We start from the raw sequence: 26103 nt of genomic DNA, 5'->3' as shown, positions 1-26103 counted from the left end.
CTCAACAGAGTCTCCCTTGTCTGAGCGACAAAAAACGAATTCGTATCGAATCTGTTTACATCCAGCTTGTTTTTACTTCAACTGGATAACCATCATTTTCAGTAAATCCTTCTAAGCTATCTGCTTTTGTCTGAATGCAAATAAACGACAACGCGCAGAAATCTGAGGCTTTAATACAACGAGCCGCTTGAGGTGCTACTTTTAGTGCATCGCCTTCTTTTATCGCAATCTCATCACCGTCTAAATAAAATACTCCCTCTCCACTTAATATCACGTAAACTTCTTCGTTTAGCTTATGAGCGTGAACAAAAGGAACACCAACTCCAGCTGGAAGGTTATTTATTGATAATTCGCTACCAGATAGTGACAATTTGTCATGTAAAACTTCACGCTGAATTTCTAAAATTTTGCCTAGGTTTGCTAAAGAATAATTTGCCATTAGGTTTCCTCTTTATATTGTATTAACGACATTGCTCAATCAGCATAATAAGTCTCTGAGCTTGCCTAATTAAGAGCGACTACGTATAAACATTAACAACAAAATGTTTTTAATAGTAAAGACTAATAAAGGATTTGAAACTGAATTTTTTCAATGCTATAAGTGAATTAACTCTTACATAATCAGGACTTCAAATGGATCGATTGCTTAGTATGCAAGCGTTTGTAAAAACCGTAGAAGCAGGTTCTTTAACATCTGCAGCCGATTTACTTAATATGTCTCCGCAGTTGGTTGGAAAATATGTGCGAGCTTTAGAGCAGCATCTCGGCGTTAAGCTGCTTCATAAAACAACACGTAGCCAGCATTTAACGGATATTGGTGAGCTTTTTTACGAACGTTCCAAGTTTATACTGGCAGAAATGGAAGAAGCGGAAGGATTAGCGGCGGAAACACGCATCGAACCGATGGGGACACTAAAAATAAATGCCCCCGTCACCTTTGGGATAAAAGCATTAACACCAGCGTTAAAAGCGTATGCCGAACAATATCCGAAAGTGGCGATTGAACTCACCATTTCAAACCGATTTATAGACATGATAGAAGAAGGTTATGATGCCGTTTTTCGAGTAGGAAAGCTTGCCGATAGTGGATTGGTCGCACGCCCATTACAACCTTATCGTTTGGTGTTATGTGCATCCCCAAACTACCTAAAACACAATCCCAAAATTAGTCATCCAATGGAGCTTATACACCACCAATGTCTTAGTTTTGCCCACACAGAGTTACGTAATACTTGGAGCTTTAATGAAAATGGCAAGTTGATCGCCGTTCCTATCACAAGTCAAATTACCATCGACAATGGCGAAGCATTACTTGAACTAGCACTATGTGATGGCGGTATTATTCTGCAACCTTACGAATCAGTTGCTCAACACCTTACCGAGGGAACGCTTATCGAAATTCTCCCGGACTATGCTGTACCTACACGCCCAATGCATATTATGTACGCACAAGATCGCCGTATGCCCCCCAAACTGCGAAGCTTTATCGACTACTGCGTGGACACATTTGGACCAATAACACGTTGAAAATATAGAGAATACTGTATTTGGCCTTCTCTATATCTATTTCTAACTGTCCGAAAATGACCTCAAAGTACAAAATTCAGCGCTTCATTAACGCGCACTGGTAAAGCTCAATTAAGAAATGAGTAACACCAGTACGCATCGCACATCAAAGGCCTATCAAATCAACGAAAAGGCAACAAAATGTCTGAGTAAAGCCGTTGCTATAACACCGATAACGACCGTAGGCAAAATAGAGAATCGAGTAGCTAAGAACAATGTAAGAGCTAGTGCTATCAGATCAGACACTTTATCCGATACAAATGCAGGAGCTATCACCGAGATCAACACACAGCCGGGAACATTTTCCAATACCTCTAACATTTTGGGATTTAACGTTCTGTTTCTCAAAACAAGATACCCGGTAATTCGGGTCAAATATGTACTGCTTGCCATGAGTACGATAGTCACTAATGTTAACGAATCAATCACAACGCTTACTCCAAAGAATCGACGACAACACACCGGCAATTGCGCCAGCAGCGACATACCACGCCCCAGGAATCAGCAAATAAGTTACACACGCAACAATCAGGCTAACAAACCAAGGTCGACATGCCACCGCCCCTTTCCACATACCTTTGAGCAAAACTAGAAATACGGCGGTAAACGCCATATCGAAACCATACACTTCCACATCGCCAATGATGGGTCCCAACATCGCACCAATCGTAGTGAAAATAACCCAAGTAGAATACAGGCCAAAAGAGACGCCGAAAAAATATGGCAGAATGAGATTTTTAGATTGACGGGTCTTTGCATCAGCAAGCCCCATAGCCCAACATTCATCACACATGAAAAACAACATTCCTAATGCTTTCTTTTTCGATAAATGTGCAATGTAAGGCGTCAATGCAGCGCCCATTAATAAATGCCTGCTATTAACCAAAATGGACATGGCCACAATTAACAGGATATGCGGAGGTGACGTCCATAAGCTAATAGCCGTAAATTCCGAACCACCAGCAAAATTTAATCCCGTCAATAATGGCACCTCAATAACACTTAAACCTTTTTGATTTGCCTGTGCGCCAAGGACCAGAGCAAAAGGAATAAAGCCAAACATAACAGGTAAAGATGCTCTTAATCCCCGACCAAATTCTGTTTTAGACTGTTGTCTAGATAAAACAGAAACCTCTGTCATCACATCACTCATATCGCCTCCAATTCGAAAAACATATTATCAATGAAACTGATTAGAATCGGATTGCTAAATTGCTTACTTTTGATTATTTTTTGCAATAGACTGCCAACATTAATCAATTTTATGATAGGGAAATCCAATGAAACTCGACTCGATTGATATTAAAATTCTTAAAGCACTACAAAGAAATGGCAAACTGCAAAATGTAGAGCTGGCCGATATTGTTAATCTCTCGCCTTCACCGTGTCTTAGACGAGTTCGAATTTTGGAAGAGGAAGGTGTAATTGAACGCTATGTTGCTGTACTAAATCCAGCCAAGGTAAACAAGGGACTTACTATATTTGCGCGAGTATGGTTAACCGGACAAGACGTCGAAACAGTAGATCACTTCACCGATATCATAAAAGATTTGCCGGAAGTTGTTGAATGTCACCTGATGGCTGGTGATTGTGACTTTTTATTGAGAATCGTAGCAGCAGATTTAGATGAATATCGACAGTTTCAAATCAATTATTTAACCAGAATCAAAGGTGTTCAGAGTGTAAAAACAGAAATCCCTATGCAGAAAATAAAACTAACTTCTGAACTTCCGATTTAAGTAAACTATGGCTAAAACAGTCGCACCACCGACACTAATATGGTGGTGACTCTTTGCACATCAGGTATGGTACAAAAATAAAGCTGCACTTTTTATCTTTCGTTCTATAAAAAACCTTAATGTTTAATTAAAAGTCGCATAAGCACTTAACAACTGCGCAATCCATTGGCGTTGCAGATATTGGCGGGCGCGCTGTTCGTGTTTTTCGCGCAGGAAAGGATAGGCTTGTTCAAAAGTGGCTTGGCCTGCTGGGCGGGTTTGGTGATATTTGACTAGATGAAACCCAAGTTCGGTTTCAATGGGCGTGCTGACCTGATTAGGAGCAGTAAGCGCTAAACGCTCGGTGATTTGCGGATAGAGTGTTTCAGCATCACACCAACCTAAATACCCATTTTGCATCGCACTTGGGCATTCGGAATGTTGCAAAGCAAGCGTATCAAATTGGCCATTGTCACACTGATGATAAAGCGCCCAAATCCGTTGCAACACTTGGTCTCGGCGGTTTTCTGGATAGGCGTCGTTAATGGTGATTAAAATTTGGCTCATCTCCCACGTTTGTGGGCGATAGAACTCCAGCAAATGCTGTTCGTAATAAATTTTGGCATCCGTTTGATTAAGCGGTGGCACACTGTTACTGACCATCTCTAACACTTTGTCGCATTTGAGTTCTTCGCTCAATGCCTTACGTAGCGCAACCTCATCGAGCTGTTGATTATCCAGCGCTGCAAGAAATAGCGAGTACGATTCATAACCTTCTATGCAGGTTTGCATGGCACTATCAACTTCGGTTTCACTTAAGTTTACCCACTGCACTTCGGGAGAATGCAAAATGGCATCTTGGATGCGATAGAGCTGCTCGACTTGAGCATCCACTTTGGCCCGTTGCATACTGGATAAGTATTGCGGGTTCATCTTGAACAGTTCTGTCGCCACTTTGGCGGTCAGGTAGTGACGTTTGTAGGCTTCCATGTCGTACTCCTTATCCTGTTACAGCCCATCTGCCTTGCTCTAATTCCTTGACTCAATTGGTTTAAACCGTTTCGAGCACTGTAGAGTCTAAGCGCACCGTATGCGCTCCAATGGCCACTTCATACTGCATTTGGCCATTATCCAAATTACGCAGCGCACGCTGCACTTCGATGACATCTCCTTTACTGGCCACCAGCTCACCTTGCATCGAGAGGCTTCGGGTAAGGCGCGCTTTGTCCAGACTATGAAACTGACAGGGAATCCAAGGAAGTGCAGCATCGATGACCTCGTTATCGCGCACACCAATCACGCGGTTCACTTCAGGGAAAAAAACCTGAAAGATCACTTGGGTTTGCAAAAAGTAACCATAGCTGCGCACTTCGCCGTACTGCCCTGCTTCCACTAACAGCTCGCCCTTATCAAAACCCGCGAATGTCCCGTCGTTACGCACATTACGCACCACTCTGACTCGGTCGCCCATCTTAAAACGAATGCCATTTAGCGTTTCCATCAGCGCACCTCCTCAACCATCGAGCTTGGGCAATCACCGCTTTGGCACGTATCGCAGCCGCCATGGGTGTTCAAAGCCAGCTCTCGCCCCAGTAGCAACTGCTTGTATGCCATTCGTAATGTGCTCTGATAAAAGACAAAATCACCGTGCCGGTTAGGCTGTGCTGAGAGCAGTTTTTGATAAAGGCGCAGCAGTTGGATATGTTTTTTTTCCACAAAGCCCGCATCATAGTCAATATGAAAATAAGCCAAAAACTCTTGCGCGCTGCTGAGCTCTTCCAACTCATCCAAAAAGTCGTTTTCTTGAGTCACATCCATGTAATTTCCTCATGCTGCAGGGGTTATGACATGTATGGCAATGCCGAGTAAATCATCATTCGATGGCACGCATTTTTCACGTTCTGACCAACATCGCAATTCATCGCGCAGCGCTTCACACTGCCCCGCATCGAGCACAATACCCATGCGACGATACACTTCACTGATCGCTTTAACGCCAGAGTGCTTGCCTAAAACAAGCTGATGTTCACGTCCTACCAAGGCAGGGGAAAAGCCTTGGTAGTTATTGATATCTTTGAGTAATCCATCGACGTGAACACCAGATTCGTGGGTAAACACCACATCGCCAGTAATCGCTTTTTGCGGTGATAACACGCGACCGGAAGCAACATACACATAACGGCACAATGCCTGAAGTTGGGTTAAGTCGATGTCACAACTCGACTGCTTTAACACACTGATCGCTACAGCAACCTCTTCTAGCGCAGCGTTGCCTGCCCTTTCCCCCAAACCATTAATGGTGGTATTCACCGAGGTAGCGCCCGCTTGAATTGCCGCAAGCGTATTGGCTGTCGCCAGACCTAAATCATTATGGGCGTGCATTTCGATATCCAGTTGAGTATTGGTGCGCAACTGCACAATGCGTTGAAAAGTGACAAACGGGTCCAAAATCCCATTGGTATCGGCAAAGCGCAGACGTTGAGCGCCGCAGCGTTCAGCCACTTCGGCAACACGCAGCAGAAAATCGGGGTCGGCGCGTGACGCATCTTCCATCCCCACACAAACGTTAAACCCCATATCCACCGCCATACGAATGACCTTTTCACAACGAGCAAACAGATTACTAACGGGAATATTAAGCTTACTTTTGAGCTGCTGAGCCGACACCGGAATAGAGAGATCGAGCCAATCTAGCCCTAAGCCAGAGGCATTACGCACATCCTCTTCCAACATGCGACACCATGCCATCGTCTGAGCGCGAGTCACCGCCTGATTGACCGCAGCAATAGTGTTGCGCTCAGCTTTACCCATGGCGGGAATGCCGATCTCCAGCTCATTGACTCCTGCACCTTCAAGCAGGAGAGCAATGTGGATTTTCTCTTCAGTGGTAAAGGCAACGCCTGGGCTCTGCTCACCATCACGCAACGTGGTGTCATTAATGACGATTTTACTGGGAATATTCATGCTATACACCATAGCGGCCTCCTAAGCATACACCGGCGCAAATGCGTCTACAGACCCTTGATTGGTTTCATTATTCCAGTAAGGCGACAGCTCACGTAACCGAGATACGATAGGAGGTAACTGCTCCAAGATGTAATCAATATCCTCTTCTTTGTTAAAGCGAGACAGCGAAAAACGTAACGTGCCATGCGCTGCTGTGAATGGGATCTGCATCGCCTTCATCACGTGAGAAGGTTCTAAAGATCCTGACGTACATGCAGAGCCAGATGAGGCCGCAATACCCACTTGGTTCATCATCAGCAAGAGCGCTTCCCCTTCTACGTATTCAATCGCGATATTGCAGGTATTGGGGACGCGATGGGCACGGTTACCAGTGACAAAGCTATTAGGAATACGGGCAAGTAAACCTTGTTCCAGGCGATCACGCATCAGTTCAATGCGTGGAACCTCGGTTTCTAACGCGTTATAGGCCAGTTGCGCTGCCATCCCCATCGCAATGATCGAGGCAGAGTTTTCCGTGCCTGCACGACGACCACGTTCTTGGTGACCGCCACGCAACAGCGGACGAAAACGCGTGCCGCGACGCAGATAGAGCGCGCCAATCCCTTTCGGAGCATGAAACTTATGCCCAGAAATCGACAGCATATCGATATGCAAGGTTTTGACATCCATCGGAATTTTGCCAGCGGCCTGCACCGCATCCACATGAACTAAAGCGCCATACGACTTGGCTAAATGAGCCACGCGTTCGATGGGGAAAATGGTTCCGGTTTCATTATTTGCCCACATCATAGTGACTAGGCAAACATTTCGATTGAGCGCCGCTTCAAAGGCTTTGAAATCCAAACGCCCTTTCTTATCCACACCAATCCAATGCACTGTGTAGCCTTTACGTTCGAGGTTCTGACACAAAGTGAGCGTCGCTGGGTGTTCAACACGGGTAGTGATGATCTCTTTTTTATCCGGATAGGCTTCCACGGCCGACAAAATCGCGGTGGTGGTGGCTTCGGTCGCACAAGAGGTAAACACAATTTCACTCGAGTACTGTGCTCCAACAAGCTGTTGAACTTGTTCGCGTGCAATTTCCATCGCTTGTCCCACTCGGGCGCCAAGGCGGTGAATCGAAGAAGGATTACCGTAAAACTGGTCAAGATAAGGAATCATGGTATCCAACACGCGCGGGTCTATGCAAGTGGTTGCGCTGTTGTCGAGGTACACCATAGGTACGTCATTGCTGCGATTAGTGATCATAAGTCCCCTCCTTTGCCGTGTTCATCTCTGCTTGTTCTTGCACTGGAAAAACGGTGTACATTTCACCCAAGGTTTGGCTGATTTGATGTTCAACATTGGCAAGCGTCAGACCAGACAAACCACAACCACTGCACGCCCCCACCATAGAGACAAACACCACGTGTTCTTCAATATCCACCAAGTGAATATCGCCGCCATCCATTTGCACGCCAGGCCGCACATCGTCGATGATTTGACTCACGGTATCCCAAATTTGTTGTTGCTGAACGGATTTGGCATTCGAACTTAAGCCATCGCTATCAATATTATTAACGGCAATACGCATACCGAACTCAGGGTTTTCTACGCGCATTTCCGCCAAACAATCTTCCAATACCCATTCGATCTTTTCATGGCAAGACGCACATGCACCGCCCGCTTTGGTGTAGTTGATCACCTCTTCCAGCGTTGAGAGGTTATTGGCTTTGACCACTCGTTTGATCATCACATCGTCAATCGCAAAGCATTTACAAATCAGTTCGCCTTCTTCGTGGTCATCATCCACTTCTTCCCCACGATAATTGGCCGCCGCAGCATGTAATGCCTCCATTCCCATCACAGAGCAGTGCATCTTTTCTGGTGGTAGGCCGTCAAGGAAATCGGCAATGTCTTTATTGGTAATCGCTAACGCATCATTTAGAGATTTACCAATGATCATTTCTGTCAGCGCTGAAGATGAAGCGATGGCACTGCCACAACCAAAGGTTTGAAATCCAGCGTCTTCGATGGTCTCGGTTTGTGGATCGATTTTTAACGTTAAACTTAAGGCATCACCACAACTGATGGAGCCGACATCGCCTCGAGCGTTTGCATTGTCTACCAACTTGGCATTTCTCGGATGGAAGAAATGTTCTTTCACTTTCTCAGAGTAATCCCACATAACTGCTCCTTACTGTTTGCTTTGCTTCCTACGCATCCTGCGTGTGTGTTTGTTGTTGTGAAACTTTCTTATAAGGTGCAAGTTGCATGGCAATGTGTGACCCAGACACGATCTAATGCCACATAATTGAGATAAGAGATTGAATATTCGAAAGTTATTTTTTTGAAGTGAGTCATGTTTTATTATTATTTGCGCGTCACCCAATAGCGACATTTGTTGGCTATAAGACAAAAAACACGACAAATGAATGGCATGAAGGTAACAAACGCGACAATATTAGCATGTCATTATTAAAACAATTCACATAAAATCAATGAGATAAAATTCCATCATTGATGAAAAATGGGACAGAATATCTGTCCCATTATTTATGCCATTGGCATAATCCCCCAGCACAAAGGTCTTCATGCAACGGCACAAGATTACGCAGCCGCTGGCGCAAAAGTTTGACAGTTTTTCGGGCAAACCTTGTTGCAAGAGGTACAGCCAATGCAATCTTCAGCATTTTTGATACTCATGACCATCATGACCTCATCTTCATCATAATAATCATCGTCCTCATCTACGTCCTCTTTCTCAACCAAATCAAATACATCTCGCGAACAGACCTTATAACAACGTCCACAACCGATGCAGCTATTTTGATTGATGCTTGATATAAATTGAGGCTCCCAAGGCGCGCCTCCACGGGTATAACTCACGATATTGCTCACACTTATTTTCCTTATTGATTTACCATTCTTCATCCATTAACTGTTCATAGCGCTGAGCTTCTGAACTGCTCGCTTGTGCCACCAGCAATTGATTCTGTTTGATTGCCCGAGCCAACCACCCTTTCGGATCGCCATCGAGTTCCTGTTTCAGACCCGACAACAAATCATGAATATCGGTGCCCGCCATCACTTTCACTGGATGGATGTGGTTATCGAGCAATTGGCGAATGGCCGCAGCGCCACACGCGTTGCAATACACTGCAGCGCAATCTTCTAAATCGCCGATGCGCTTGGGCAATTTGTCGTGCGTAGTGGTTGATGATTCGGTGTATTCAATCGCTTCGAGCAAATTCCACCCCTCTTGATGCAGACCATAGATCAACATACCGCGCGCACTGCCAAAGTGCTGGTCAACTTTTTGCCGACTTTGCGTGGCAAAAGCGACTTTCAAATAGAACTCTTCCCAGTTGCGACTTGGCTCCACAGTTAACTTACGTTCGCTAATTTTCATGCAGCACCTCGGTTTTGTTTGACCTCTTGCGCGGTAAAACGATAGGCGCTGATGTGAGGTTCCACTTCCTCTTTTGCAGTGATGATCATGCTGTTGGCCATTGCAAATAAGCGCTCGCGCATTCCTTCATAACCAAATTGGCGTACGTCCATATTGCCGTAGCGATCCGACACGGGATAACCAGCGCGCAATACTGGAATAGTGGGTTCACACAGTACCGCCGCATGGCTGTTACTCACCACCAAACGCAAATCGGGATAGGATTTATCGAGCTGAGCGAGATCGCCAATGATCACTTCGTCACAGGCAAGATTGTCTAGCCCAGCATCTTGACTGGTGGTGATCACCTGATGGATACGTCCGCCCATCGCAGCAATTAAACCGGCATAACCTTTCGCCAGATCAGGCTCAAGGGCAATGGCATAGGTTTCATGAGTGAGCACAAAATGGCTATCGAGCATTGCATCCTGCAGCCGCTGACGGGCGCGAGTGATCCAACTAGGAACTTCTTTACCACTGAGCTTAGCTAGGCTCATCACAAAGCGGTCTACCTGTTCGATGGTCATGCCCATACCAAAATTGAATGCAGGTATCCCAAAGCGTTTTTCCAACCATACCCCAGTGTCGGTTAACGAGTCGCCAAACACCAAAGTGGCATCGCTTTCCGACATCATTTCAATTTCCAGTACCGAAGTGCCCCCCATGCTGGTCGGTGAGAAATCGTCGTCACCTAAATGACCATCGAGGGAGAGCGACAGATCCGGCACAAAAATCCCTTCAATATCAAACGCACTTAGGTACTGCTTAATGGTATCGATGTCGGCGGCAGTCATACCGACGCTGCTCAGCACATTGACTTGCACGCGCTGTTTTTGTCGGCGAGTGGGCTCTTTCACTAGCTGTTTAACCAAGCAATTGACCGCATAAGCAAAACCACTTTGCATTGAACCGGTAAAATCGGGGGTGTGCATGGTGACGACCCGCGTGGCGTTGTATTGCGGTTTATCGCGGCGAAACTGACTGACGACGCGAAACAGGTCGGTACCTTGCAATTCGGTCAGCCCTGTGGTCATCACGGTAATCAGCTCTGGTGCGTTTTTGTCGCATAACGTACAAAGCGCTTCGAACAAATTGTCGTCACCGCCCATCACTGCCGACACTTGGTCTATCGCGGTGTTTTGTAATGGAATCGGCTCACGTAAATGACCAATAAGGAACACTTTGGCAAAGGCACTGCACCCTTGTGCGCCATGCAACAGCGGCACGGTGCGGCGAATCCCGAAACTTGCTAAAATCGCGCCCGTTGCTGAGCTAGTGCGCAGCGGTTGGGTAACCAAAGGGGTATTTTGTTTGATGATTTTTGGCATGCGCTACTCCTTAGCCACGATGATTCACAACAAGATGAGTCGCGGGCGCTTCTTCTGCCACGCTTTCACTCAACCACGGCGCACTGCTACGTGCGACATCCCAAATAGGCGCTTCCAAGGTGCGGCACAGTTCGATCGCGAGGCGAATCATCCCCTCGTATCCGGCATAGGCATGTTCGCGCTCTTGGTTGATATGCAAGAAAGGTAAACGCGCTTTCAACGAGGTGTACATATTACGTCCACCCGCGATCATCACATCAGCATGAAACTGGTGATAGGTATCAATTAACAGCCTTGCGCCACCTTCATCGAGCATAAGTGCATCTTGCCCCATAATGTCGATGATGCGTTTTTTGTCCGACTGAGTCGATTTACGCGTCCCAGTCGCAATACACTCAATACCGAGATCTTTCAGCGCAGAAATAACCGACCACGATTTCACTCCGCCGGTATAGAGCAATGCTCGCTTGCCTTCCAAACGTGCTTTATACGGAGCTAACGCCTCTCTAAGCCGTTTTTCTTCACGGGCAATTAAGGCCTCTGTTTCTTCGGTGAGCTTAGGGTCGTTAAGCAGTTTAGCGAAGGTGCGCAGTGCGATAGAGGTATCTTCAATGCCATAGAAACTCCCCTCAAACCAAGGAATGCCCCATTTTTCTTCTAAACTACGCGCCACATTCACCTGCGCCCGTGCGCAAACCACCATAGAAGCGTCGGCGCGATGCATAGTTTGGATTTGATGAAATAAGGTGTCACCCGCCAAACAACACAAAATGCGAATACCAAGCTCTTCAAATAAGCGGGACACACACCAAAATTCGCCCGCGATGTTGTATTCGCCGATAAGAACAATGTCATGCACATGACGAGTTGGGTCGTGTTTCATTAAGGGTTTCGCTGGTGGCTCTGCCGTACCCACCACTTTTTCGACCATCACGTGCCCGGCGATGCGGTTACCTAGGTTTTTGTTGCCATAAAATCCCGCCGCATCCACCGCAATCACAGGAATGCCCCAACGTTCTTGGGCGACATCGCAAATAGCTTGAATATCATTGCCTTCCAAAGAGGGAACACAGGTCATGTAGACAAACACTGCGGGTGGATTGTGTTCTCTGATCAACTGCTTGATGGCATGCAGTAAGCGTTTTTCAGCCCGCCCCATGATCACATCTTGTTCGTTTAGATCAGTGGTAAAACCATAGCGAAACAGGTCACTGCCCACCGCTCTGGTACCGCGGTTATCCCAACTGTTGCCCGCACAGGCGATCGGACCGTGGATGATGTGCCCAACATCGGCAATCGGCAGTAAGCTAATTTGTGCCCCATCAAAGCAGCAGCCACCCGCAGTCGCTCCCGGTTTTGGCCGACTACAACCACTTTTCTCCCCCTTGTTATGCTCACAAGCGGGCTCATCCTGTAGTAATTTGATTTCTGATTGTTTCATTGGCCCCTCCGACCTGACAAACGTCGATCTTTCCTGATCACTCAAAAGGAAGGTGCAATAAACGAACCATAGGTAAGCTGTTGAATTTTATAGAGGTAAAAAGGGAGTTGTTCGAAGTTAAAAGAGACATTGTCGGAAAGATGACAAAGCGCTTCACTCTTCGTGAAGCGCAATAACCAGCCCAGAGCAGGCATTGAGGTCAGTGGTGACACGACTGCAACCACCTTGCGCAGAATGAGCCACTAAATGTAAGTCGAACTGCTTATACTCAACATACGGGTCATGGCTACCCATATCGGATTCAAAGCAGAGCGTGAAACTCACCCCTGGGTATTGCTGTTTAAAACGGGCAACTACCGCATCACTCATGGTGGGTTGAGCGGCAAGAGACGCCCCGATGGCTTCAATCTCCTGCCCACTCAAAGTCGCCAAATTGACACATTCCATTAGGCGGCGTCCTCATCAAAGCACTCTTTGGGTTGATAGATTCCCATGAACTTTTGCAACCAAGGTGGTGGTGATTGGCGGATCACGTTGGACAGTTCGTTTAACGTATCCTCAGCTGACGTAGGAACGGCACGTTTGATCGGATGTACATTGGCACGAGTCACGCGCGCGGCGGCGGGCCCACCGATAGAGAGCGTAAAAAGGATTTGGCAGTCACGAATTTTGCTCAATAGATAGAGCGCACGCTCTTCCCCTTTTAATCCGGCATCGATAGCGCGCACATCCACCAGCTGATGTTCGGTACTGTTCACTTCATAAATCAACACACGTAGGCAAGAACCATAGTGACCGTTAATCATTTCTCCTTGATTGGAAGTGAGCGCCACACGCAACTTTGGCCCAGCTAAAGGAGTATGAGTTGTGACGTGGGGAACCTCATTGCCCGCCATAGGTTCAGTTAGTACATCTAACGCATTCTTAATCTCTTTTTTGGTGGTTTCAACACCTAATGAATTGACCATCAAATGAAACGCTTGCGGTGATAACCCAAGCAATTTGTCCTCACTTAGCGGCTCACCTAAATGTTGCACCAGTAATCCCAATAAGGCCCTCACTGGGACATTCGGCAGCGCTTTGACTGCCATGGCTACCCTAATGGCAGCCGGTTCGGTTAGAGAATCCATTCTTTCCTCCTTGCTACGCTGCTTGTAGCCGCTTGGCCCGCACCGAAATAGGTAACTTGGGTTTCGCCACCGGATCAATATGATAGATGGCACCGCTCGCTAAGTGGATCTCACCGCCCCACTTTTCATCGGTATCAAATTCCATTGTAGTGATCGCCACTTCCAAATCTTTTTTTGCAATATAAAGGCACAGTTCATTGCCTTCGTTGTATTGAATCATCACATTCGCCATAGTGCTCTTCCTTGTCGTACTTTCTGGGTGATTCTTACTTTGGGCAAGCCCAAAATAAGGTCAGCACAAGGCCGACCTTTTAGGGGTTAACGTACCAAATCAAAGCCAAGGTCAGTTTTGCCTAATACCATGGTTTCTTTATCAATTTGCTCCAATACCGCATTCACTAACGTAGTTAAAATGTACATCGCCCCTTCATAACCCAAAGTGGTGTGACGATGTAGATGGTGACGGTCAAAGATTGGGAAGCCGATGCGCACTAATGGCACTTCAAATTCTTCACCTTTGGCTTTGGTATCGCGTTGAATAAATTTGCCATAAGAGTTACCAATCAGCAGGTCAGGCTTATCGGTAAACATCAGCGAGCGCAGATGCCATAGGTCATTGCCGGTATACACTTTGGCTTTTTCACCGTAAGGCGTTTCAGCCAATTGCGCTTCCATCTGTTTACGCCAACGTTTAGCGCCGTTGTTACACAGAACGTGCTTAATTTCACAGCCTAATTCAGTGAGGAATTTACACATACCCAATAGATAATCTGGATCGCCATAAAGTGACACCGTCACACCATGGAGCCATGTGTGGGAGTCGGTCATCATATCGACCAAACGCCCGCGCTCAGTGGAGAGTGATTGTGGAATAGGTTTACCGCTTAACTCAGAGACTTTCATCAGGAAGTTATCGGTCCATTCAAGACCCATTGGTATCGACAATTTCGGTACATCTTGATGCCATGTCGTATCAATAAATTTCTTGGTTTTCGCCAGTTGTGTTTCCTGCAATAACAGCGTCGCTTTTGCATTAGGCGCCTCGCGAACTTTGTCATACGAAGTTCCCCCTGCATACATCCGAAACTCACCGTCGGCAGGGGTATCAAGCACTTCGGATGGGTCGCACAGATAGTTGTATTCCACGCCCATCTCATCGAGCATGCGCTGAATAACGCGATAGTTACCCAAGTAAGTTTCAAAACCGGGGACAATGTTGATCTTATTGCTGCTACCGGGTTCATAACCCTCTTTGTTGATGGTGAAGTAGCGCAAAATTCCTTCAAACATGTTGTCCCAACCTGTAGTGTGACTACCAACAAAACTTGGCGTATGCGCATTCGGGGTTGGCACTGAGTCAGGTAAATGACCACCTGCTTTGGCGTTATTAATAAACGCGTTTAGGTCATCACCAATAACTTCTGCCATACAGGTGGTAGAGACGGCAATCGCTTCTGGTTTATACAGAGCAAAGGCGTTTTCCAACCCTTGTGACATGTTCTCTTGCCCACCAAACACCGCTGCATCTTCCGTCATAGAGTCGGATACGCAAGCAACAGGCTCTTTGAAATGGCGGTTAAAGTAAGTACGGAAATAGGCAACACATCCCTGTGAGCCGTGGACATAAGGTAGGGTTTTTTCAAACCCAAGCGCACAAAGCACGGCACCTAAAGGCTGACACGCTTTGGCCGGATCAATCGTAATGTGTTTACGATTGAAGTTAATCTCTTGATATTCTTCCGTTGTGGTCCACTCAAACACTTCTTTCACTTTGGCTGCATCAACTGCCTGCTCAAATTCGCCGCGTTTGCTGTGTATCAAGTCCTGATATTCAGGTTGTTGAAACAACTGGTAACCTGTTTTGATATCTTCAACATTTTGAGTCATAAAATTCTCTCCTACCGTGCCACTAATCTGTGGACTCCGGTTCGGTTAAACGATTGAAATTCCTTTCCAATCGGGCGTTATGCAGACTTAGCCAAGCTCTCTTCACTTTTCACCTCTGAAGGCTCTTCCCAAGGTGCCTTCATTTTTGCCCAGCAAGGGTTGTTCAACGTCATATCCATGTCGCGAGCAAAAATAGCGAAGCCATCCACACCATGATAAGGACCGGAATAGTCCCAACTGTGCATTTGGCGGAAGGGGTAGCCCATCTTGTGGAACACGTATTTCTCTTTCACCCCAGAACCAATCAAGTCTGGTTTGAGGGCTTTGACAAACTCTTCCAGCTCGTAAGTAGCTGCATCATCGAAGATAAGCGCCGCGTCTTTCATCACGGGTGTGGTTTTGACATAGTCATCGTTGTGCGCGAATTCATAACCGGCACCCACAATATCCATACCCAGATCTTCATATGCGCCAATGACGTGACGAGGACGTAAACCACCGACATACAGCATCACTTTTTTACCTTCCAAACGTGGACGGTATTTTTCAATTACCGTGTTCCATTGTTCGGTATAACGAGCAATCACTTCTTCGGTCTGCTTTTGGATCTTTTCATCGAAGAACGCTGCAATTTTGCGCATAGACTCTGCAATTTTGGTTGGACCAAACAGGTTGTACTCCACCCATGGAATACCGTGTTTTTCTTCCATATAACGCACGATGTAGTTCATTGAACGGTAGCAATGCACCAGATTCAATTTCACTTTTGGTGTGTTTTCCATTTCAGGCAGCGTACCGTCACCAGACCACTGAGCCACAACACGTAATCCCATATCTTCAAGAATGATACGAGAAGACCAAGCATCACCACCGATGTTGTAGTCACCAATGATGGCGACATCATAATCTGTGGTTTCAAACTCTTTTTCGTCGGAATCATTAAGCACGTAATCACGAATGGTATCGTTGGCAATGTGGTGGCCTAATGATTGAGAAACCCCACGGAAACCTTCACAGCGCACCGGGACAATTTTTTTGCCTAGCTCCGCACTTTTAGTTTTCGCTACCGCTTCGATGTCATCCCCAATCAAACCCACCGGACATTCCGATTGGACTGAAATCCCTTTAGATAAAGGAAATAACGCTTCAATTTCATCAATCGCAGCAGAGAGTTTTTTATCCCCACCAAACACGATGTCGCGTTCTTGAAAGTCAGTGGTAAAATCGATCGTACCAAAGCTATCAACCCCTGTGGTCCCGACGTAGTAGTTACGACGTCCAGCTCGTGAATATTGACCACAACCGACAGGGCCATGGGAGATGTGAATCATATCTTTCACAGGTCCCCACACCACCCCTTTTGAGCCCGCATAAGCACAACCACGAATAGTCATTACCCCAGGTGTCGCTTTGCGGTTGGAGCTGATGCATTTACTGCTGTCTTGGCTAGCATCGTTGACGACAATGTGTTTGGCACGTTCCGCCTTGGCAACCTCAGGATAAACTTCCAACACTTCATCGACTAACGACTGCATTTGCTCTTTATTCATATCCATAATGAATTCCTTGTTATTGAATGCACTACCACGCTCCATATTTAGGCAGCGACTTCGTCCGCTTTCTTACCGATGATGGATTCGTCTTCCTCGTCGATAATGCCGAATTCCATTAGCAGCTCTTCCAGTTCATCCATCGTGACAGGCTTAGGCACGACGAAAAGTTGGTTATCAATGATCTTTTGTGCCAACGTACGGTATTCATCCGCTTGTTTGCATTTGGTGTCGTATTCGATCACTGTCATACGACGGATTTCAGCGCGTTGTACGATGTTGTCACGGGGAACAAAGTGAATCATTTGTGTACCGATCTTAGCGGCTAACGCTTCGATCAATTCATCTTCACGATCGGTGTTACGAGAGTTACAGATAAGGCCAGCTAAACGCACACTACCGGTGGTTGCGTATTTACAAATCCCTTTAGAAATGTTGTTGGCCGCGTACATCGCCATCATTTCACCAGAACATACGATGTAGATTTCTTGTGCTTTGTTTTCACGAATTGGCATGGCGAAACCACCACACACAACGTCACCTAGTACGTCATAAAATACGAAGTCCAAATCGTCTTCGTAGGCACCTTCTTCTTCAAGGAAGTTGATGGCGGTGATAACACCACGACCAGCACAACCCACACCAGGCTCTGGACCGCCTGATTCAACGCAGCGAACATCGCCAAAACCGACTTTCAATACATCTTCTAATTCGATGTCTTCAACCGTGCCGGCTTGAGCGGCCATTTCCATGATGGTGTTTTGCGCTTTAGAGTGCAGAATCAAACGAGTGGAGTCTGCTTTGGGGTCACATCCTATGATCATGACTTTTTTGCCGAGTTCGGCGAGGGCTGCAACAAGGTTTTGTGTTGTGGTTGATTTACCGATACCACCTTTACCGTAGATTGCACATTGACGAATTGCCATGGGTCTATCTCCTTAATTTGTTTAGACTCAGGCTTTGTATGGCGAAATTCGTACCAGATTATTTATTCTATATTTTTCAATACGTTGAACAAAAACCCAATCTCCTTGTTATTGTCATAAGCTAACAATGTCCGTTTTGTAACAAGGTATTGTTCGTTTGTTTTTAGCCGCAAAAACACCTATAGATTTCGCAGCATCAAAAATAAGCAACTTGACACATTGCGCGGTATACTGTGCGTCAGCTCCCCTTTCTTTACTAAAGCTGATGCTTTTTCATTGGCTTTATTTCATAACGCCTATCAGCTAAGGATTGCTATGTTGACTGTCTTTTCAGTGATTTTGCCTATATTTCTGGTCATGCTTGTCGGCTATATCGCAGCCAAGGTCAACTTACTGTCGCAGCGTTCAATGTCAGAGATGGGACGTTATGTTATCTACATTGCGTTGCCCGCTGTCATTATCAAAACCGTACTACATATTGATATTCAGGCGATTCTTAATGTGCGTTATCTACTCGCTTATGCGGTCAGTTCGGTGGCGATTACCGTGGTGGCAATGATAGGGCTACGTCAATGGTTAAAACTTAGAGGTTTGGATGCGGCTGTCGCAGTCACTGGCATGGTCGTCCCTAACAGCTCTTTTATTGGCTATCCGATTATTCTGCAATTGATGGATAACCCACCCGTGAATGCGTTCGCCATGGCACTGTTGGTAGAAAACCTGTGTGTGCTGCCTATTTGTTTTATCTTGATGGACTACGGTGCGTTAGAGAGTCAGCATGCACTGAAAACAAAATTAAAAGCCCTGTTAATTAAAGTGGTAAAAAACCCATTATTGATTGCCATATTAATCGGAGTCATGGGCAATGTACTGCACATTACTTTGCCAAAGGCTATTGATCAAACCCTCGCCCTATTTGCCCCTTCAGCCGTTGCCGTAGCATTATTTGCGATCGGAGGCTCGCTTGCCGCTATTGAAATTCGCAATACTCGCCGCGACCAATTAACAGTGGTGACCTTAGGTAAATTGATTATCCACCCACTAATGGCGATTGCGATGTTAACGCTGTTGCTCCCAGATCAAGCTCATGATTTAAAATTGGCCTTAGTTATCATCACAGCGATGCCGATGTTTAGCATCTATTCAGTAATCGGTGACATTTACGGGCGACAAACCTTTTGTACCACAGCACAATTAGTAACAAATGGGCTATCGGTTGTGACAATTCCAGTAATGATAACCATCGCACAAATGGTATTTTGATATTGCTGTTGGTTTTAGTTATGGGTTAACTATTTCTTAACTCAGCAAATAGCAAGATTAACCTCGCTTTTATAGTCTTGGCATTATTTGGAATGTAAAAATCAAGTCACTACTAACCTATTTAATTAAAATTAACTTGAATTAACTTCACACCATACAATCAAATTACTTCCTATCATCGAAACAGGTATGTTTGTCACAAAAATAGTTTCTTTTTTCAAAGATCAAAATCAATCTAATTCAAGTGATTTCGATCTTGTTTTACCCCCTATTAGGCACAATAACACCCCAAACATCACACTACAAAAAAAACATAATTGAAAGCTGAACAATGAAACATAAAATAAAATTAAAACATTATTTTAATTATAACGATTTGTTGTTTTATATTTAAACAACCAATAACAAAACCAACTGAAAGGTCAGATAAATAAAGTAACTTATTTAAAAATTAGGAAGTTAGAAAGATAAGCTCACCCAGTCACCATATCGAAAACATAACATTCAACTGGAGATTATATGAAATTCAAAATTATGAGTGCTGCCAGTTTATTGGTCTTAACATCAGTCCAAGCGTACGCTACAGACGTTGTCGATGATACCGTAAAAGGTAAAACTTACTTGCAGTATGAACACAACTATAAAACAGAAAAGCGCTCCCACGGCGATTCGATCAAATTAGTACACAAAACGCCAGACCGGTGGGGCTTTGAAGTGAAATTTGGCATGTACCCAAAAGCCATTGATTCTGCATACCAAAACTATTATGGCGGTAGTGCGGGCTTCGTTTTGTCTAAAACCTACAAATTGAATAAGAAAGCCAGTTTAACACCACAGTTTGAAATCGATTTTCAAAGCGATAGCCTTCAATATTTAGGTGGCGCAAAGATCTCTTACAAGCTGACTCCAGAATGGAATACTTATTTTCGTTACCGGTACCAATTTAGAGATTATGCGAGCACCGATAGTTATAAAACAACCAATGTAGATATAGGTGGAACATCAACACCGGTTACCTATCTAGCAAAAGGTAATATTGGCACTCACCGACTGGAATCGGGAATATCTTATCGAGGCATCGAAAACTGGACACTGCAGTATATCCTTCTTTACGACTACTCAGATTATACCAACAGCCCGAAATCTTGTAACTCAGACGGATGCACATCTCTTGATTACGCTCAGTTCAATAATAAAAAAGGGTATTTGTATAGCAAGTTCAAAATACAATATCAGGGTATAAAGACCGTAATCCCCTATTTTGAAATCGATCAGAAATCTGTTTCTAGTACATCCAACAAGGAACAAGCGGCCCTTAAATTAGGCTTTAACTGGTATTTCTAACGAGGAATCAAATATGAAATCTTATCTATATCTTTTGCCAGTTGCGGCAGTTGCATTATTACCCATCACCTCAATGGCAGACACCAGTTATATCTCATATGAACATAACTATCGTACAGAAAATCGTTTTAATAGCGACAAAGTGTCTTTAGCTTATCAATTCGATAATGGCTTACGCTTTGAAATTGCAGCCAACCTTATCAATAAAAAGCGCGACAGTTTGGACGACCCAACCAACTACAGTGAATATTTTGATACCAGTTATCGCTATCAAATCAACGATTCACTCTCTCTTATCCCAAGTATCCGCTTGAAATTTTACACTGGCGCAGGCGATGACTACGATTTCAGTGGTGAAATCGGGGACAACGGCGATAGTGGCTCACGTTATATACCTGGCTTAGCTCTGCGATACGACCTCAATGACGACCTTTATCTATGGACTGGCTATCAATACGAATGGCGTAAATACTCTCACAAAAAAGGATATACCTCTGCCGATAACAATCGTCGACAAGTGTACAAAATCGGCGCCAATTACCAGCTATCTAAATCGATCACACTGGCCTACACCGCGCAATATCAAGATGCCGACTACACCTTGTTCGATAACAAACAATCCAATTACGAACAAAGCGCCTTTATTTACTACCGCGTCAATCGCGATTGGCAACCTTATTTAGGGGTTGATGACACCGCAGTAGCAACGGACAGCGATCATCGCGAAGCCAAAGTCACCGCAGGATTTAATTTCTATTTTTAATAACGAGTAATAACGAGGACACACACCCTAATAACGAGGACACACGCTTAATAACGAGGACACACACCCCAATTCCTCTTTCCAAATGTTGCTCAACAAGAGCAAAATAACGGAGATGTTGTGCAGTGAACGCAAAGGAGTGGTTACAAAAATTTCGTACTCACTCTTTTGTTTGCTGTTTTTAGTAAGAAATCACAACGGGGACACACACCGTTATTCAATTCACATTTTGGTTTAAGCCATGCAAAACATCCTCAATCATTCTTTGAAGTGTCTCCAGTAATCACTTGCTCTCTCTTTTACTCATTTCAGTTAATCGTCACGCTAAGGCTCTCTATTTTCTTGGACTCACAACGCATGACCACTGCTCGCTCACAGCTGATTTGCCCAGACATCACGCCTTATTATCACTGCGTGTCTCGCTGTGTGCGTCGGACCTATTTATGTGGTGTTGATAGTCTTACCGGAAAATCTTACGAGCATCGCCGAGATTGGATTGAGCAACGCATTCTTTCTCTCGCCTCTGTTTATCTAATTCAAATCTGCTCTTATGCAGTGATGAGTAATCACTACCATCTCGTTGTTCGTATTGATAAAGAGAGCGCTCTTGCTTTATCTGACTTGGAAGTGGTTGAACGCTGGCACGCGGAGCACCAGTTGCCACTGATTATTCAACGTTGGTTAGCGGGAGAGATAAAATCGGACACAGAAAAAGAAGCGTGCAATCAATTTATTAACGAGTGGCGAGAGCGACTTTATTCGCTCAGTTGGTTTATGAGAGAACTTAATTATGGCATTGCCGTTCAAGCCAATAAAGAGGATCAATGTACTGGACGTTTTTGGGAAGGACGATTCAAATCACAAGCACTACTCGATGACAAAGCCTTGCTGGCAGCGATGGCGTATGTCGATTTAAACCCAATTCGAGCCAAAATAGCCGACACACCAGAGCAGTCAGACTTTACCTCAATTAAAGCGAGACTCACGAGTTTAGAGAAAGGAAAAATCACCACACCATCGCTCGCCAATTTCATGGGCTACGAGCATCAAGATAAGACTCAAGGGATCCCCTTTAGACTCAGTGATTACCTTGAACTAGTTGATTGGCTTGGCCGACAAATAAGGCCAGATAAGCCTGGCTATATCAACAATGCTCAACCGAGTATACTGACCAGGCTCTCGTTAGACCAAACTGACTGTTTGGCACTTTGTACAAAGCTAGAGAAAAAGCCTCGAGTTTGGATTGGAACTACAGCACGTTTACACCACGCTAAAACCGAGCTAAATAAGAAGCGGATGGTTGGTCTGCATATTGCGTAAGTCTCGAACTAATCTTATATAGCTCAACTCCCTCACAATTCACCACAAAAAACAAATCGAATTTGCTCTCCGTTGATTGGTTAGAACAAACCAAATCGGGCAAAGTATAAGCAAATCTACCCGTCTCTAATGATTACTTGATCCGTTCTTTGAAGAGTGAGTGTCCTCGTTAAATGCCATCCTTGTTAAATAAGAAATTTAACCTAACCTTAACCACGAAAGGATAATGCTAGATGTAAAGCTCAGTTATCTTGATTTTATGGTAATGTACTGCGCAGTTATCTTATTTAGTTAAAATTAACTTGAATTAGCTTCACACTACACTATCAAGTTATTTCCGTTAATTAAAATAGACAGACTTGTCACAAAAAATCATTGACATTACTTTACAAAAAACAAATTACCCGCTACTCCAGTGATTAAGATCTTATTTTTTATCCAATCAATATCAATAACGTATCTAACTTCACAATATCTCATCATTACGATTGTAAAACCAATTCATAAACCTAGAATCAAAATAAAACAAAACGTCATTTCATAATTAAATGAATACTATTTCACAGTGGCAATTCCACTCCAAGGGATAGATTAAAATATTAGCAAAATCACAACAAAACTTGTTTTGGCTTTGTTATGGTGAGTTTAAAACTCATGGGGCTCTATTACCTTAAATATTTATCGGAACCATTATTTGCACTTTGTGTGAATGCATAAATAAATCTTTATCTTTAAGTTTATTTTAAATATTTAATTGGTGATTATATGAATCTTAAAACCATTAGTGCTGCCAGTTTATTGGTAATAGCTTCGGTCCAAGCCTATGCCGCTGAAGACATCGATGATACCGTAAAAGGCAAAACCTATCTGCAATACGAACATAACTATCAAACAGAGAAACGTGCGCACGGCGACTCTATTAAGTTAGTGCACAAAACCCCGGACCGTTGGGGCTTTGAAGTTAAGTTCGGTATCTATCCTAATTCCATTGATACTGCCTACGAAAATTACTATGGTGGTAGCGCTGGCTTTGTTCTGTCCAAAAGCTACATTCTTGATAAGAAAACCTATGTAACACCTCAATTTGAAATCGATTTTCAAAGCGGTAGTTTGCAATATCTAAGTGGAGCAACGTTATATCATAAACTCAGTGATAACTGGGGCGGTTATGTTCGTTACCGGTATCAATTCCGTGATTATGCAAGTACCGATAGTTATAAAACAAGGAATATGTATATTGACGGAGATTCAGCAAATGGGACAGAATCCGTCACCTATCTTGCAAAAGGTAATATTGGCACACACCGTTTTGAAACGGGTATAGACTACCGCGGTGTTGAAAACTGGCGTTTCCAATATATTCTTCTCTACGATTATGCCGATTACACAAACAATCCAAAATCTTGTGATAGTCATAGTTGCACATCCTTAGAATACGCATCTTTCGATAATAAAAAAGGCTATTTGTATAATGAGTTTAAAATTCAATATACAGGGTTCAAAGCCGCCATACCTTATTTTGAAATCGACCAAAAATCTGTTTCTGGCACATCAAATAAGGAACAGGCTTGTCTTAAGTTAGGCTTTAACTGGTATTTCTAACGAGGAATCAAATATGAAATCTTATCTATATCTTTTGCCAGTTGCGGCTGCTGCATTATTACCCATCACCTCAATGGCAGACACCAGTTATATCTCATTTGAGCATAACTATCGTACAGAAAATCGTTTTAATAGCGACAAAGTGTCTTTAGCTTATCAATTCGATAATGGCTTACGCTTTGAAATTGCAGCCAACCTTATCAATAAAAAGCGCGACAGTTTTGACGACCCAACCAACTACAGTGAATATTTTGATACCAGCTATCGCTATCAAATTAACGATTCACTTTCTCTTATCCCAAGTATCCGCCTGAAATTTTACACTGGCGCAGGCGATAGCTACGACTTTAGTGGCGAAATTGGAGATAACGGTGATAGTGGCTCACGTTATATACCTGGCTTAGCTCTGCGATACGACCTCAATGACGACCTTTATCTATGGACTGGCTATCAATACGAATGGCGTAAATACTCCCACAAAAAAGGATATACCTCACCTGATAACAATCGTCGACAAGTGTACAAAGTCGGCGCCAATTACCAGCTATCCAAATCGATCACACTGGCCTACACCGCGCAATATCAAGATGCTGACTACACCTTGTTCGATAACAAACAATCCAATTACGAACAAAGCGCCTTTATTTACTACCGCGTCAATCGTGATTGGCAACCTTATTTAGGGGTTGATGACACCGCAGTAGCAACGGACAGCGATCATCGCGAAGCCAAAGTCACCGCGGGATTTAATTTCTATTTCTAACGAGAGAAAATGATGAAACTAACTACCTATGCAGCTGCGCTATTGAGCGTAGCAAGCTCACTCGCCTTCGCGGCCCCTGCAACTTACGATGCAATGGTCACTGAGAATCCATCTGGTGAGCACCAATTTAGCAAGATAACTCAAGCACTTGCTGCGGCAAAAGCCAGTCACAAAGACAATTACGTTATCTACATCACTAATGGTACTTATAATGAAAAATTCGACGTGAATGTCGATAAAGTGATTTTGGAAGGCGAAAGTCGGGATAAAACGATTATCGAATATAACGCAGCTTCTGGAATGAAAAACCCACAAGGGAAAAACTGGGGAACATCGAAAAGCTTTGTTATCCGTGTGAAAGCCGATGATGTCACTCTACGCAATTTCACCGTGCGTAATAGTTTTGATTACCCAAGTAATGATGTAAAGGCGAAAGATGATCCAACCCGCATCAACTCATCACAAGCGGTTGCCTTATCTATCGGCTCTGGCTCAGAACGTGCCAAAGTACTGGATGTCACTATCGAAGGCTATCAAGACACTCTGCTTGCGCGTCACGATTCCAGCAGTTACTTCCATAATTGCACCGTAAAAGGAAACGTCGATTTCATTTTTGGTGGTGGTACTGCGGTATTTGATGAATGTAATATTGTGGCCAGAGCAAGAAGTAAACACACGACTCCTATGGGATATATTACCGCTCCTAGCACCGACATACATAAAGACTATGGTCTTGTGTTTATCAACAGTCGAATTACTAAGGAAGCAGATGTTCCAGCAAATAGTTTTGGCCTAGGGCGTCCATGGCACCCAACCCGAAACTTTAGTGATGGACGCTACGCAGATCCAAACGCAATTGGGTCAACAATCTACTATAACTGCTATCTAGACGACCATTTGTACGGTTGGGATAAGATGTCTGGATGGAGTAAAGATAAAGAACGCATTTGGTTTAGCCCAGATGAAGACGCTCGCTTCTTTGAATTCAACAGTCAAGGGCCAGGTGCCAATAAGGCCGGAGCTAAACATGTGTTGACGACCAAGCAAGCCAAAGAGCTGACCGTTGAAAACGTACTTGGCGGCGATTGGTATCGTTCTTAATCTT

The 26103-nt window shown here is 44.4% G+C and carries 28 protein-coding genes; 9 read left to right on the top strand and 19 right to left on the bottom strand.

Annotation, left to right across the window (positions count from 1 at the left end; translation table 11 throughout):
- Positions 1-55: 55 nt before the first annotated feature.
- A complete protein-coding gene (locus JCM16456_RS17800) occupies positions 56-439 on the bottom strand; it encodes a cupin domain-containing protein (RefSeq protein WP_068717019.1) in 384 nt (127 codons plus the stop codon).
- A 194-nt stretch (positions 440-633) separates the two neighbouring features.
- On the opposite strand from JCM16456_RS17800, the gene JCM16456_RS17795 reads away from it, so the two are divergent.
- Positions 634-1527 carry a LysR family transcriptional regulator gene (locus JCM16456_RS17795; protein ID WP_068717017.1) on the top strand — a complete coding sequence of 298 codons (894 nt, stop codon included), beginning with the start codon at positions 634-636 and terminating at the stop codon, positions 1525-1527.
- 156 nt (positions 1528-1683) lie between these two features.
- Here the strand turns inward: JCM16456_RS17795 and JCM16456_RS17790 are convergent, their stop codons facing one another.
- Together JCM16456_RS17790 and JCM16456_RS17785 are read right to left on the bottom strand one after the other, a co-directional pair.
- Entirely contained in the window at positions 1684-1995 is a 312-nt protein-coding gene (locus JCM16456_RS17790; RefSeq protein ID WP_068717015.1) for an AzlD family protein, read from the bottom strand.
- A complete protein-coding gene (locus tag JCM16456_RS17785) occupies positions 1988-2719 on the bottom strand; it encodes an AzlC family ABC transporter permease (protein ID WP_068717013.1) in 732 nt (243 codons plus the stop codon). The genes JCM16456_RS17790 and JCM16456_RS17785 overlap by 8 nt, the downstream gene beginning before the upstream one ends.
- A gap of 127 nt (positions 2720-2846) precedes the next feature.
- Here JCM16456_RS17785 and JCM16456_RS17780 point away from each other — a divergent pair, with 127 nt between their 5' ends.
- Positions 2847-3305: an Lrp/AsnC family transcriptional regulator gene (locus JCM16456_RS17780; RefSeq protein ID WP_068717011.1), complete on the top strand. Its 459-nt coding sequence runs from the start codon at positions 2847-2849 to the stop codon at positions 3303-3305.
- A 123-nt stretch (positions 3306-3428) separates the two neighbouring features.
- Here the strand turns inward: JCM16456_RS17780 and JCM16456_RS17775 are convergent, their stop codons facing one another.
- The 16 genes from JCM16456_RS17775 to nifH form a co-directional block, all read right to left on the bottom strand.
- Positions 3429-4274: a peptidylprolyl isomerase gene (locus JCM16456_RS17775; protein ID WP_068717010.1), complete on the bottom strand. Its 846-nt coding sequence runs from the start codon at positions 4272-4274 to the stop codon at positions 3429-3431.
- A gap of 61 nt (positions 4275-4335) precedes the next feature.
- Positions 4336-4785 carry a nitrogen fixation protein NifZ gene (locus tag JCM16456_RS17770; protein WP_068717008.1) on the bottom strand — a complete coding sequence of 150 codons (450 nt, stop codon included), beginning with the start codon at positions 4783-4785 and terminating at the stop codon, positions 4336-4338.
- Positions 4785-5102 (bottom strand): nitrogenase-stabilizing/protective protein NifW, encoded by a 318-nt coding sequence (locus JCM16456_RS17765; protein WP_068717006.1) that lies wholly within the window; start codon positions 5100-5102, stop codon positions 4785-4787. The genes JCM16456_RS17770 and JCM16456_RS17765 overlap by 1 nt, the downstream gene beginning before the upstream one ends.
- A gap of 9 nt (positions 5103-5111) precedes the next feature.
- Positions 5112-6248 (bottom strand): homocitrate synthase, encoded by a 1137-nt coding sequence (gene nifV / locus JCM16456_RS17760; RefSeq protein WP_068719025.1) that lies wholly within the window; start codon positions 6246-6248, stop codon positions 5112-5114.
- 21 nt (positions 6249-6269) lie between these two features.
- Complete coding sequence (gene nifS / locus JCM16456_RS17755) at positions 6270-7499, bottom strand: cysteine desulfurase NifS (RefSeq protein ID WP_068717004.1); 1230 nt, start codon at positions 7497-7499, stop codon at positions 6270-6272.
- A complete protein-coding gene (gene nifU / locus JCM16456_RS17750; RefSeq protein WP_068717002.1) occupies positions 7489-8418 on the bottom strand; it encodes a Fe-S cluster assembly protein NifU in 930 nt (309 codons plus the stop codon). Before nifU ends, nifS begins: the two co-directional genes overlap by 11 nt.
- Positions 8419-8840: 422 nt before the next feature.
- The gene (gene fdxB / locus JCM16456_RS17745; RefSeq protein ID WP_197655239.1) at positions 8841-9131 is read right to left on the bottom strand and encodes a ferredoxin III, nif-specific; all 291 of its coding nucleotides are present in this window, start codon (positions 9129-9131) and stop codon (positions 8841-8843) included.
- A 19-nt stretch (positions 9132-9150) separates the two neighbouring features.
- Positions 9151-9642, bottom strand: coding sequence for a NifB/NifX family molybdenum-iron cluster-binding protein (locus JCM16456_RS17740; protein WP_068717000.1), 492 nt, complete (start codon positions 9640-9642; stop codon positions 9151-9153).
- Entirely contained in the window at positions 9639-11009 is a 1371-nt protein-coding gene (gene nifN / locus JCM16456_RS17735; protein WP_068716998.1) for a nitrogenase iron-molybdenum cofactor biosynthesis protein NifN, read from the bottom strand. Before nifN ends, JCM16456_RS17740 begins: the two co-directional genes overlap by 4 nt.
- A 10-nt stretch (positions 11010-11019) precedes the next feature.
- Complete coding sequence (gene nifE / locus JCM16456_RS17730; protein ID WP_068716996.1) at positions 11020-12450, bottom strand: nitrogenase iron-molybdenum cofactor biosynthesis protein NifE; 1431 nt, start codon at positions 12448-12450, stop codon at positions 11020-11022.
- Between the two features lie 153 nt (positions 12451-12603).
- The gene (locus JCM16456_RS17725; protein WP_068716994.1) at positions 12604-12897 is read right to left on the bottom strand and encodes a hypothetical protein; all 294 of its coding nucleotides are present in this window, start codon (positions 12895-12897) and stop codon (positions 12604-12606) included.
- Complete coding sequence (locus JCM16456_RS17720) at positions 12897-13580, bottom strand: NifB/NifX family molybdenum-iron cluster-binding protein (RefSeq protein ID WP_068716992.1); 684 nt, start codon at positions 13578-13580, stop codon at positions 12897-12899. Before JCM16456_RS17720 ends, JCM16456_RS17725 begins: the two co-directional genes overlap by 1 nt.
- A gap of 13 nt (positions 13581-13593) precedes the next feature.
- On the bottom strand, positions 13594-13812 hold the full coding sequence (gene nifT, locus JCM16456_RS17715) for a putative nitrogen fixation protein NifT (protein ID WP_068716990.1): 219 nt from the start codon (positions 13810-13812) through the stop codon (positions 13594-13596).
- 86 nt (positions 13813-13898) lie between these two features.
- A complete protein-coding gene (nifK, locus tag JCM16456_RS17710) occupies positions 13899-15467 on the bottom strand; it encodes a nitrogenase molybdenum-iron protein subunit beta (protein ID WP_068716988.1) in 1569 nt (522 codons plus the stop codon).
- Between the two features lie 77 nt (positions 15468-15544).
- Positions 15545-17023, bottom strand: a complete 1479-nt coding sequence (gene nifD, locus JCM16456_RS17705; RefSeq protein WP_068716986.1) for a nitrogenase molybdenum-iron protein alpha chain — start codon at positions 17021-17023, stop codon at positions 15545-15547.
- 41 nt (positions 17024-17064) lie between these two features.
- Positions 17065-17943 carry a nitrogenase iron protein gene (gene nifH / locus JCM16456_RS17700; RefSeq protein WP_068716984.1) on the bottom strand — a complete coding sequence of 293 codons (879 nt, stop codon included), beginning with the start codon at positions 17941-17943 and terminating at the stop codon, positions 17065-17067.
- A 315-nt stretch (positions 17944-18258) separates the two neighbouring features.
- Between nifH and JCM16456_RS17695 the strand changes: the two genes are divergently transcribed.
- The 7 genes from JCM16456_RS17695 (at position 18259) to JCM16456_RS17665 (ending at position 26099) form a co-directional block, all read left to right on the top strand.
- Entirely contained in the window at positions 18259-19206 is a 948-nt protein-coding gene (locus JCM16456_RS17695) for an AEC family transporter (RefSeq protein WP_068716982.1), read from the top strand.
- Positions 19207-19725: 519 nt separating this feature from the next.
- Positions 19726-20550 carry an oligogalacturonate-specific porin KdgM family protein gene (locus JCM16456_RS17690; RefSeq protein ID WP_068716980.1) on the top strand — a complete coding sequence of 275 codons (825 nt, stop codon included), beginning with the start codon at positions 19726-19728 and terminating at the stop codon, positions 20548-20550.
- Positions 20551-20563: 13 nt separating this feature from the next.
- The gene (locus JCM16456_RS17685; protein ID WP_068716978.1) at positions 20564-21313 is read left to right on the top strand and encodes an oligogalacturonate-specific porin KdgM family protein; all 750 of its coding nucleotides are present in this window, start codon (positions 20564-20566) and stop codon (positions 21311-21313) included.
- Between the two features lie 357 nt (positions 21314-21670).
- Entirely contained in the window at positions 21671-22633 is a 963-nt protein-coding gene (locus tag JCM16456_RS17680; RefSeq protein WP_068716976.1) for a transposase, read from the top strand.
- 765 nt (positions 22634-23398) lie between these two features.
- Complete coding sequence (locus tag JCM16456_RS17675; protein ID WP_068716974.1) at positions 23399-24235, top strand: hypothetical protein; 837 nt, start codon at positions 23399-23401, stop codon at positions 24233-24235.
- 13 nt (positions 24236-24248) lie between these two features.
- Positions 24249-24998, top strand: coding sequence for an oligogalacturonate-specific porin KdgM family protein (locus JCM16456_RS17670; protein ID WP_068716972.1), 750 nt, complete (start codon positions 24249-24251; stop codon positions 24996-24998).
- A gap of 9 nt (positions 24999-25007) precedes the next feature.
- On the top strand, positions 25008-26099 hold the full coding sequence (locus tag JCM16456_RS17665; RefSeq protein ID WP_068716970.1) for a pectinesterase family protein: 1092 nt from the start codon (positions 25008-25010) through the stop codon (positions 26097-26099).
- The last annotated feature ends 4 nt before the right edge of the window (positions 26100-26103 follow it).

Source organism: Vibrio tritonius, from assembly GCF_001547935.1.
Lineage (GTDB): Bacteria > Pseudomonadota > Gammaproteobacteria > Enterobacterales > Vibrionaceae > Vibrio > Vibrio tritonius.
The sequence above is the reverse complement of the archived record's forward strand: the minus strand, read 5'-3'. Positions and strand labels throughout refer to the sequence as shown.